General features: G+C 56.1%; 6 protein-coding genes. 3 read left to right on the top strand and 3 right to left on the bottom strand.

Translation table 11 applies throughout. From position 1 onward, the window contains the following. Positions 1-356: 356 nt before the first annotated feature. The 3 genes from RRB22_15515 to tilS form a co-directional block, all read right to left on the bottom strand. On the bottom strand, positions 357-1,451 hold the full coding sequence (locus RRB22_15515) for an SUMF1/EgtB/PvdO family nonheme iron enzyme (protein MDT8385811.1): 1,095 nt from the start codon (positions 1,449-1,451) through the stop codon (positions 357-359). A gap of 119 nt (positions 1,452-1,570) precedes the next feature. After that, complete coding sequence (locus tag RRB22_15510; GenBank protein MDT8385810.1) at positions 1,571-2,677, bottom strand: formylglycine-generating enzyme family protein; 1,107 nt, start codon at positions 2,675-2,677, stop codon at positions 1,571-1,573. Between the two features lie 98 nt (positions 2,678-2,775). Continuing rightward, entirely contained in the window at positions 2,776-4,146 is a 1,371-nt protein-coding gene (tilS, locus tag RRB22_15505; protein MDT8385809.1) for a tRNA lysidine(34) synthetase TilS, read from the bottom strand. Positions 4,147-4,681: 535 nt separating this feature from the next. Here tilS and RRB22_15500 point away from each other — a divergent pair. From RRB22_15500 to RRB22_15490, 3 genes are read left to right on the top strand one after another with little or no spacing between them, the layout of a single operon-like run. Continuing rightward, complete coding sequence (locus RRB22_15500; GenBank protein MDT8385808.1) at positions 4,682-6,949, top strand: N-6 DNA methylase; 2,268 nt, start codon at positions 4,682-4,684, stop codon at positions 6,947-6,949. Further along, complete coding sequence (locus RRB22_15495; protein ID MDT8385807.1) at positions 6,946-8,148, top strand: restriction endonuclease subunit S; 1,203 nt, start codon at positions 6,946-6,948, stop codon at positions 8,146-8,148. Before RRB22_15500 ends, RRB22_15495 begins: the two co-directional genes overlap by 4 nt. Beyond that, positions 8,145-9,965, top strand: coding sequence for an ATP-binding protein (locus tag RRB22_15490; GenBank protein ID MDT8385806.1), 1,821 nt, complete (start codon positions 8,145-8,147; stop codon positions 9,963-9,965). The genes RRB22_15495 and RRB22_15490 overlap by 4 nt, the downstream gene beginning before the upstream one ends. Positions 9,966-10,537: the final 572 nt, after the last annotated feature.

The following is a 10,537-nucleotide window of genomic DNA, read 5'->3' as shown; positions in this document are numbered from 1 at the left end:
TGTGTTGCTTTAGCCCCATCAAGCCATGCAGGGTTTATAATACAAGGGCGCAATATCCGAAGGGCATTGCGCCGCATGAAGTACCTCCCAAAGCAGAGTCATTTTGATTGACGATGACCAATGTCTCGCAGAGCAATCTTTTAGAGTTGACCTTGCGCCACGCATTGGCCAGGGATTTGTGCAGGCTTTTATAAAGGCGCGCTACGCGGGTGCTTTTCTCTGACGGCGGACATACGGCGCAATGCCCTTCGGTTATTGCGCCCTACGGGCTCAGTGTGTAGGGCGCAATAACCGAAGGGCATTGCGCCGCATGAAATACCTGCCAATGCAGCATCGTTGATAAATCCCTGTGATTATCAAACATCGCTGGCGCAGCGAAACCCGACATCCTCGCTTTCCATTTCCGGTTCGGAGAACTGGCGTGTCGCGCCGCGAAAAAAATAACTGATGGCGTAATGCCCGACACCGCCGCCGCCACCGCGAACCACCCGATTGCGTTTTCCGAAGGCCTCCGTCTGATACGTTGAGCCGGCATACGGTTCATACCAGTCGGCCACCCACTCCCACACATTGCCCGCCAGGTCATAGGCGCCATAGGGGGATTTGTTTTGCGGATAGGAACCAATGGGCGCCATGCCCTCGTCCCACTCGCCGTCATCACCGGTGTTGGTGATCGTCGGATCCCACTCATTACCCCACGGGTATTCCAGGCCATCCGGGCCGCGGGCCGCCTTCTCCCACTCGGCCTCGGTGGGCAGACGCGTCTGGCGCCAGGCGCAGAATTCCTTGGCCGCAAACCAGTTGACGCCAGTCACGGGGTAGCGATCCTGACGCTGCTGCTGTTCCAGTATCGCCGCCAGCAGTGCGGGCCTTTGCATGTCGCGCGTATCCAGGTCCAGCGCAAACACATCGGTCGCCAGCTTGCGCAGCTTCTCCACCTCCAGGCCGCTCAGCTGGTCTTCCGCAATCGCGTAGCCGTTGCTCATCCAGGCATGGGGCAGCATGCGCCGGGTGCTCAGGATATAGGCCTTGAACTGTTGATTGCTCACCTCATAGGTGTCGATCCTGAACGCCGCCAGATGCAGCTTTTTTTGCGGGTGCTCATCGACAAACAGCGGGGCGGGAAAACCGTATTGCTGGCGCATGGCGAGATCGTCTTCACGATCACTGCCGCGAATAAACTCCCCGGCGGGCACCAGCACCTGCGGCACGTTAATGGCTAGCGGATTTTTATCTCCAGGCGCTGATGCGGTAGTTATGCTTTTATCTTCACATCCCATTTGCAGCAAGGTGCTTAGCAGGATTAAAAAATAATATTTTTTCACCTTAGCTCGCTGCTGTCCCGTTAACTTTTTTCCGTCATTCCGGCGCAGGCCGGAATCCAGAATGTCGTTGAAACCACTGGATTCCGGCCTGCGCCGGAATGACGGAAGGGTATTATTGGTTTTCATGTCTCTAGTACCTCAAAACAATCTAATCGCTAAGCATTTTGCCCGTTGAACAGCGATGCACTTCAAGTTATCGGGACAGCACTGACCTTAGCCATTCTTTTCTCTTTACCCTTTCACCTTTACTCTGCATTTTTCGCACAACGAAACCCAAAGCTGTCATTTTTCACCTTGATGGCAAAAAAGGAGCGATTGAAGACCGGGGCGGAAATGCCGCACTTGTAAAAGGAACAGTCAAACCAGGAACCGCCCTTGAGGGTTTTATAGCGCTCGCCATAACTCTCCGAGGCGGTCTGATTGCCGGGGTAGGCCTGGTACCAGGAGTCCGTCCATTCCCAGACATTGCCCGACATATCATGCACGCCGTACGGGCTCTGGCCGGTCTCGAAGGCCCCCACCGGGGTGGTGTCACCGAACTGGCCGATCTCCTGCCAGCGCACCGGGGTATTGGCGCGGTCGGTGGCAAATTCATTGCCCCACGGAAACATGCGGCCGTCGGTGCCGCGGGCGGCCTTTTCCCATTCCGCATCGGTGGGCAGGCGCTTGCCCGCCCATGCGCAGTAGTCCCTGGCGTTTTCCCAGTTGACGTAGACCACGGGATGATCGGCCTTGCCCGGCGGATAGGTGCGGTTGCGCCAGTGGCCGGGCGAGCGGCCCGCCGTGGCGTCGTTGAATTTTTTATATTGCAGATTGGTCACTTCGTAGCGGTCGATGTAGTAGGCCGGCAGGCTCACACGGTGTTCCGGCCCCTCGTCGGGCAACCGGTCATCGCTGCCCATGATAAATTCCCCGGCGGGGATCAACACCATCTCGTTGGGCGCGTCACCCAGCCGCGAGCCCTTGGGGTACAGCGGAAAACGCATCCCGTAATCCGCGGGGCGATTGGCCACCACCGCGCGCCTCGGCGCATCCAGCCGGGTCGAGACCGGCGGTGCATCGCTACTACCGGCATCGGCCAGATGCCGGCTGGGCGCCGTACTCGGCCGGGCGCTGTCATGACAGCTCTGGCACTTGCCCAGACTCACGGTCAGCACCGCCTGGAGTTCTGCCTTGTCATCGTGGCAGCGGATGCACTGCTGCTGCGAGTGCACATACTCGCCCTCACCCGCCACCGCCTCGGCCGCGACGCTGGCGGGCAGCAGGGTAAACAGCGTGAAAGCCAGCATAAACACCGGCGCATAACCCAGAGTAGCGGCCCCGGCGAGGCGGCGTACAAAGGTCTGTAGCAAAGACAGAGGAAATATCGACGGGCGGAGAGGAAACGGACGAGACATCATGGTAATAGGTATGGATTGGCGAAATAGGGCGATGATACCACAGCGGCCACTCAGCCCCGCGCCGTCCAGTGCAGGACCAGGCCCGGCTCATCCGCCGCGGCCGCCGCCTCCTGGGCGACCCACAGGCCGGCCACCGCCAGCAGTTGCCCATCGGCATACAGCAGGGGGATGCGGTCCCGCCGCCACGGCGGGATGCCCGCCTCCTGAAACAGCTTTTTCAGGGCATGATGCCCGGCGCGCCCGGCCGGCCGCAGCTGCTCGCCCCCCTGACGGAAGCGGATCTCGAGCCGACGCCGCTCCAGCGCCGCCAGGGCGATGCCCTGCCCCTGCACCGGTTCCGCGTGTAACTCGCCCAATAGCTCGCCCATCAGCCCGCCCGAGGCAGTAGCCGGGATCGACAGCCGCTGACGTCCGTCCCACGGCAAGCACCGCCCGGCATCGTGCGCGGTCAGGGGCCGATCGAAAAACAGCGCATCGCGGTAACGGCGGGCCTCGCCCCCCACCCAGCTGACCACCGGCTCGCTGTCCACCCCGGCACCCACCACCTCCTCCCAGATGCACTGCAACTGGGCCGCCGAGGGCGTCGGCAGGTCCCGGTCACGACACCACTGGTGCAGGAGATTGCGCGCCCGCACCTCGCCTAGGGCCTGCAAACCGGACACCGGGAGCGCGCCCTCCTCCTTGTCTTCCTTCACGCCTTCCTTGCCCCCGCCCCGCAGCAGCGCCAGATCCTCCCTGGCCGTCGTCACCAGCAGATCCGCCGCCTCGCCACACAGCCGCGCCGCACGCGACAGGGTCGAGGCCGCCGCCGGATAGCGGGACTTCAGCCGCGGCAGGATCTCGTGGCGCAGGAAATTGCGCTCGAAGCGGGTATCGCTATTACTCTCGTCATCGATCCACGACAGCCCGGCCTGCCGCGCAAGCTCGTGCAGCGCATCGCGCGCATAGCCCAGCAGGGGACGCGCGTGCCAGCCCTGGGCAAAGGCCGAATACTCCGGCATCGCCGCCAGCCCTCGCGGCCCCGCGCCACGCAACAGCTGAATCAGCAGGGTCTCGGCCTGGTCATCCTGATGGTGGGCCGTCAGCAGGCAATCACCCGCCCGCATCGATGCCGCAAAGGCCTGATAACGCAGCTCGCGGGCCGTGGCCTCCGGACTCTCACCGGGCCGGGGCGTGGCATCCACACGCCGATCGACCAGCGCCACTCCCAGGGCCTCACATTGGGCCGCGCAGTGCGCCGACCAGTCATCCGCCCGCGCACTGAGACCGTGATTGACATGCAGCGCCACCAGCTCCCGCCCCTCAAACCGCTCCCGCATCGCCGCCGCCGCGTGCAGCAACACATGCGAATCCAGCCCCCCGCTGTACGCCACCACGAAGCGATTGACCCGGGCAAAAAACGGCAGACCTGTGAGCGGCAAGGTAAACATCCGCACAGTGTACCAGCCGCCAAAAAACCGAGATAGCAGACCGGGCCGCTGCTGAACACATCGAAAAGATCATCGCGATTGAACGACTGCTGGCGCAGCCCCCCACCGGCGAAGCCGGCAAAATAGCCGTCAACGAGGCCTGTCGACACCTGGCGAACACAGGCGGACGGCATTCCCTGCGGTAAACGATCGGAAAAGTGATAAAGTGGCGGTTGAACCGGCTGCCCATGAGTGAGGCAAATCGGAGTGGTGCGCAAAATGCCGCCCATTTTATGGTTCGCGGGCAGTGGTTCACAGGCAATCACCAGGCGGTGTCAGACTTTCACCGCATGCTGTATTCATGTGGCCTCCCGAACCCAATAGAACATAACAACAAATCAACAACGGGCGTCATCCCAAATGCTGGGGAAAGGTTGCAGGAAAAAGCTGTTGGGTTAGCCAACCGCTAGCACCTTAAGCTTGCCGCAACACCTAAAACAACAACCCGGTGCGAAAAAAACCACTGAATAACGAGAACACGAACTACATGTCCCAACTCGAACACATCGAAGCCATCGAAAAACGCCTATGGAGCGCCGCCGACAACCTGCGCGCCAACTCCAACTACGCCAGCAATGAATATTTTTTACCGGTCATGGGTCTGGTATTCCTGCGCCACGCCTACAGCCGCTATCTCACGGTCAAGGAGCAGATCGAACCAACCCTGCCCAGCCGCGGTGGCAAGACGCGCGCGCTCACCAAGGAAGACTTCTCGCAAAAAGGCGCGATCTTCCTGCAACCGAAAGCCCAGTTCGATACACTGGTATCACTGCCGGATTCCGTGGACCGTGCCAAAGCCATCATCGAGGCGATGGAGTCCATCGAAAAGGATTACGAAAACCTGCGCGGCGTGTTGCCAAAGGGCGAATACCAGGAGCTGGACAACCAGGTACTCGGCCAGTTGCTACGCACCCTCAACCCGGAAGAGTTGAACAGAGTCAAAGGTGATGTCTTCGGCCGCATCTACGAATATTTCCTCACCCAGTTCGCCAACCAGGGTGCCCACGACGGCGGTGAGTTCTTCACCCCCATCTCGCTGGTCTCGCTCATCGCCCATGTGCTTGACCCGGTCAAGGGCACGGTGCTGGACCCGGCCTGCGGCTCCGGCGGCATGTTCGTACAGAGCGCGCGCATCGTCGAAGAGCACGGCGACAGCCCCACGGAAAAACTCACCTTCCGTGGTCTGGAGAAAAACGCCACCACCATCCGCCTGGCCAAGATGAACCTCGCCGTGCACGGCCTGGAAGGCGACATACAAAAGGCCATCACCTACTACGAAGACCCGCACGAACTGGTGGGCAAGGCCGACTACGTGATGGCCAACCCGCCCTTCAACGTCGACGAGATCGATGCCGACAAGGTCAAGTCCGACCCGCGCCTGCCCTTCGGCCTGCCCGGCGTCAACAAAAAGGAAAAGGTCAGCAACGGCAACTATGTATGGATCAGCTATTTCTACAGCTACCTGAGCGAAAAGGGCAAAGCCGGTTTTGTCATGTCCTCGCAGGCCTCCAGCGCCGGCGGCGGTGAGGCGAAGGTGCGACAGAAGCTGGTGGAAACCGGCGACGTCGATATCATGGTCGCCATCCGCTCCAACTTCTTCTACACCCGCACTGTGCCTTGCGAGCTGTGGTTTCTCAACCGAAAGAAATCCCCTCTCCCTCAGGGAAAACAACAATCCTCCCCCTCTACCCCCCGGGGAGAGGGCCGGGGTGAGGGGCATAAAACACGGGGGAAAGGCACCGTCCTGATGCTTGACGCGCGCAACGTCTACCGCAAGGTCACGCGCAAGATCTATGACTTTTCCCCCGAGCAACAACAAAACCTGCAAGCCATCGTCTGGCTCTATCGCGGCGAGAGCGACAGGTATCTGGAGCTGATATCCCACTATCTGGGCCAGGTAGTCGATGAAGCCCAGGCCTGCATGGAATGGGAAGAAGATGGAGAAACCGCTCAGCCGCTGCCGGACTACCTGGCGGCTATTCATAATCTGCGCAAAACGCTAGCACCGCTGTTGAAAGATTTACCCCCTCTCCCCCAGGGAAAACAATCTTCCTCCCCCTCGCCCCTTGGGGGAGAGGGTCGGGGTGAGGGGGCGATCTCCGAGGCACTCCACGAATTCGACAAGGAAGCCAAACTCTTTGTAAAAGACATCGCCCGCTTTCACCAGCGCGCAGACGAGGCGCTACACCAGTGGGAAAGCACGCCCGACACCAACACCGCACTGGTCAAACTGACCCGACAGTTTGAACCCCTGGCCGAGACCAGCCGCGACCTCATCAAACAGACCGATCTCATCTACAAACTCGCCACCCGCCTCATCGATGAACTCACATCCTCCCCTCTCCCTCAGGGAGAGCACCCCGATGGGCATAAAGGGCCGGGGGTGAGGGTAAACAACCGCGACCTCACCCGCGCCCGCAAGGCCGCCGATGAAGCCCGCCAATCCGCCGTCGAACAACTCAAACAGGTGCGCTACTTCTGGAAACAGGCCCACTGGCTCACCGACCGCTTCCCCGAAGCCAAACTGCGCGACGTCGAAGGGCTGGTCAAGTTGGTGGATATAAAGGAGATCGAAGCCAACGACTGGAGCCTCACCCCCGGCCGCTACGTCGGCGTCGCACCAGAAGAAGTAGACGAAGACTTCGACTTCGAGGAAACCCTGCGCGAAATCCACGTCGAGCTGGAAGACCTCAACGCCGAAGCCGTCACGCTGTCCGCGACTATTAAAAGGAATTTTGAGGAGTTGGGGGTATGAGCTGGCCTATGCGCCCTGTAAATGAGTTGTGCGAACTGGCTGTCGATTGCGTGAATAAAACTGCGCCAATAGTTGAGTATGAAACCGAGTATAAAATGATACGCACAACCAACGTGAAGAACGGCTTCATTGATCTGGATGAAGTACGTTATGTTACGGAGGAGGTTTTTCAGAAGTGGACTAGACGCTCTAAACCACAGTACGGGGACGTAATACTGACCCGTGAAGCGCCAGTTGGTGAGGTTGGTCGGTTTACTTCCGATGATGACAAGGTCTTCTTAGGTCAACGCCTGTTTCATTACCGACCTAATACTGAAAAGCTCGACTGGAACTTTTTGGCATATGTACTCCAATCACCTCCTGTTCAAGGACGATACAAAGGCATGGGATTTGGCGCGACAGTTGACCATGTCAGAGTAGGTGATGCTGAACGGCTACCAATTCCATGCCCTCCACTAGATGTGCAGAAAAAAATCGGAGGCATCCTCTCCGCCTACGACGACCTGATCGAAAACAACCGCCGCCGAATCCAGTTGCTGGAACAGTCCGCCCGACTGCTCTACAAGGAATGGTTCGTCCACCTCCGATTCCCCGGCCACGAGCACGTCAAAATCAAAGACGGCGTGCCGGAGGGGTGGGAGAAGAAAATGCTCGGTGACTTATGTAAAGAGATCAGAGAGTCAGTATCGCCAGATACTCTCGAACCGGATACGCCGTACATCGGGCTCGAACACATACCGCGACGCTCGATTTCCCTAAGCGAGTGGGGTACGGTTGAGCAGGTCACAAGTAGCAAGCATCGGTTCCGTGAAAACGAAATATTGTTCGGAAAGATTCGTCCGTACTTTCATAAAGTAGGAGTCGCATTCACCGATGGGGCAGCCTCGTCAGACGCTATCGTTATCCGCCCATTAAAGGATGTGTTATTGCCACTCGTCTTGATGACAGTGTCAAGTGATGGCTTTGTTGCCGTGACAGCGCAGGCAATGAAAGAAGGCTCAAAAATGCCACGGGCTGATTGGAAGCAAATGCAACAGTATAGTGTTCCACTGCCGCCAGACAGCCTATTAAAAATGTTCAATAGCCTCATTGAGCCAATAGCCAGCCAACTTAAAGTGCTTAGCTTTAACAATCGGAAACTAACAAAGGCCCGCGACCTGCTACTGCCGCGACTTATGAATGGGGAGGTGTCGGTATGAGTATGGAGACAAACTTGGCTGGTAGATTGCGCAACACATCGTTGCCTGCTAGTCACGGATTGATGCCGCTCTTCGAGGCAGTAGCAAATTCTATTCATGCAACGGAAGATGTTGGTCTATCACCAAGTGGTGCTCATATTAAGGTTTATATTATTAGAGAGCCACAGATCTCGCTAAATCTGGTTAAAGGTGTTCGAAAAAGAGGCCCAGAGGCTGGTGGGGATGTTATCGGATTCAAGATCATCGATAATGGAATAGGTTTCACTGACGCAAATGTTGCGTCGTTTCGGACGTTGGATTCAGACTATAAAGCAAGCAAAGGCGGCCGTGGAGTCGGCAGACTGCTTTGGCTTAAGGCCTTTAGGAAGGCAGCCATCGACAGTGTGTTTGTCGACGGTGAGAATAATCTGATGAGAAGGTCATTTTCGTTTTCCGCGCCATCTGGTGTCCAGGATGAAGCATTATCGAAGATCAATAATGAGGAAAGAGCTACATGCGTGCACTTAGATGGATTTGAAAAGAAGTATCGTGATGCCTCGCCGAAGACCTCGATACCTATTGCAAATAGTCTATTCGAGCATTGTCTGTGGTATTTCGTGAGGAGTGGCGGCGCACCGAAGATATTAGTTATTGATGGCGATGTAGCAGTTGATTTGGATTCCATCTACGAAGAGCATATGGTCTCCTCTGCGGAAACTGAGGCGGTGTCACTAAAGGGGGTCGAATTCGAACTCACTCATATCAAATTGCGCGCGACCTCAAACAAACAACATATGGCCGCTTACTGCGCCGCTAACCGTGTTGTTCAAGAGGAAAATTTGAGAGGGCGGATTCCTGGATTATTCGGAGTGCTGTCGGATGATCAAGGCACTTTTACATATCAATGCTTCGTTAATTCCTCATTCCTTGATGAAAATGTTCGTTCAGAACGAACAGGTTTTGATCTTGATGAAAAGCCTTTGGAAATGTTCGCGGATACTGACATTGCACTTGAAGATTTACGGTCTTTAGTGAACTTGCGTGCGGCAAGCCATTTATCAGGGTACCTGGAGACCAACAAGCAGCGCGGAAAGGATCGGATAGACGGTTTTGTTTCAAGTCAGGCGCCAAGGTACCGCCCTATCTTGTCTCGAATACCTGATGATCAATTGAATATTGACCCGGATATCACAGATAAGGAACTTGATATTGTCCTGCACAAGCACCTGTCGGAGTTTGAGCGCCAGATCCTCGCTGACGGGCATGAACTTATGCGGCCTGGAAATGATGAGATCAAGGATGACTACTCTGAGCGATTACAAGAATATCTAGCGCGGGTTGAAGATATCAAAAAATCCGATCTGGCAAATTATGTATCGCATAGGAAGGTGGTTATTGATCTTCTCCAGAAAGCGATTGAGCGAAATGCTGATGGTAGATATGTTCGCGAAGATCGGATTCACCAGCTCATTATGCCAATGCGTATAGACACCAATGATGTGGCCTCGATAGAGGCAAATCTTTGGCTTATTGACGAGCGACTTGCGTTCCATGATTACTTGGCATCTGACAAGACATTAAATTCATTACCAATTACGGGATCAACTGAAACAAAAGAGCCCGACATGTGTTGTCTTCAGGTTTTTGACAACCCAATTCTTGTTACAGAAAAAAGCCAATCACCTTTTGCATCATTGACAGTCATCGAAATAAAAAGACCAATGCGGAACGATGCAAGCGAGGGGGAGGAAAAAGATCCTGTCGAGCAAGCGCTCGGATATCTGAGGCGTATTCGCGACGGAAAGGTTACGACGGCAAAAGGCCGACCCATTAGGTAACACTTCAAACATACCAGGATATTGTTATGTAATCTGTGATCTCACATCAACGATTAAGGAGCGTTGTGAGATGCATGATCTTATACCAACGAGCGATGGGCTTGGGTATTTTGGGTATAAAAAGACCTATCAGGCATTCATCGAAGTTATCTCTTTTGATCAATTGGTAAATTCAGCAAAAGAGAGGAACAGGGCATTTTTTGATAAATTGGGATTGCCCACAACGTGAAAGCCCCCGAAACCAAACTCCTCGACTTCCTGAAAAAATCTCCCCAGTTCGTCATCCCCATCTACCACCGCACCTGGTCCTGGACCGAGCCGTAATGTCGGCAGTTATGGGACGACATTCTTCGCGCCGGGCGGGGTTTTCATCCGGCCGGTTATGAAACTTTCAATCAGCCGGGCAGTCGATCGGGGGATGGCACCGCAAGGACACTATATGAATGACACCATTATCTTCGAGGCGGATGCTGCGCAGCAGGTCGAGGTGCGGCTGGAGGGTGATATCAATATATACAAAAAAGCCGTGACAATTATGCATATCCGTGATGACATGCATAGAAAATACCGCT

This window comes from Gammaproteobacteria bacterium, assembly GCA_032250735.1.
In the GTDB taxonomy this organism is placed as follows: Bacteria; Pseudomonadota; Gammaproteobacteria; order SZUA-152; family SZUA-152; genus SZUA-152.
The sequence above is the reverse complement of the archived record's forward strand: the minus strand, read 5'-3'. Positions and strand labels throughout refer to the sequence as shown.

What these genes read in the sequence shown, in the direction of transcription:
- RRB22_15490 (MDT8385806.1), top strand. Translation starts at nt 8,145, where the DNA reads ATGAGTATGGAGACAAACTTGGCTGGTAGATTGCGCAACACATCGTTG.
- RRB22_15515 (MDT8385811.1), bottom strand. Translation starts at nt 1,451, where the DNA reads ATGAAAACCAATAATACCCTTCCGTCATTCCGGCGCAGGCCGGAATCC.
- RRB22_15500 (MDT8385808.1), top strand. Translation starts at nt 4,682, where the DNA reads ATGTCCCAACTCGAACACATCGAAGCCATCGAAAAACGCCTATGGAGC.
- RRB22_15495 (MDT8385807.1), top strand. Translation starts at nt 6,946, where the DNA reads ATGAGCTGGCCTATGCGCCCTGTAAATGAGTTGTGCGAACTGGCTGTC.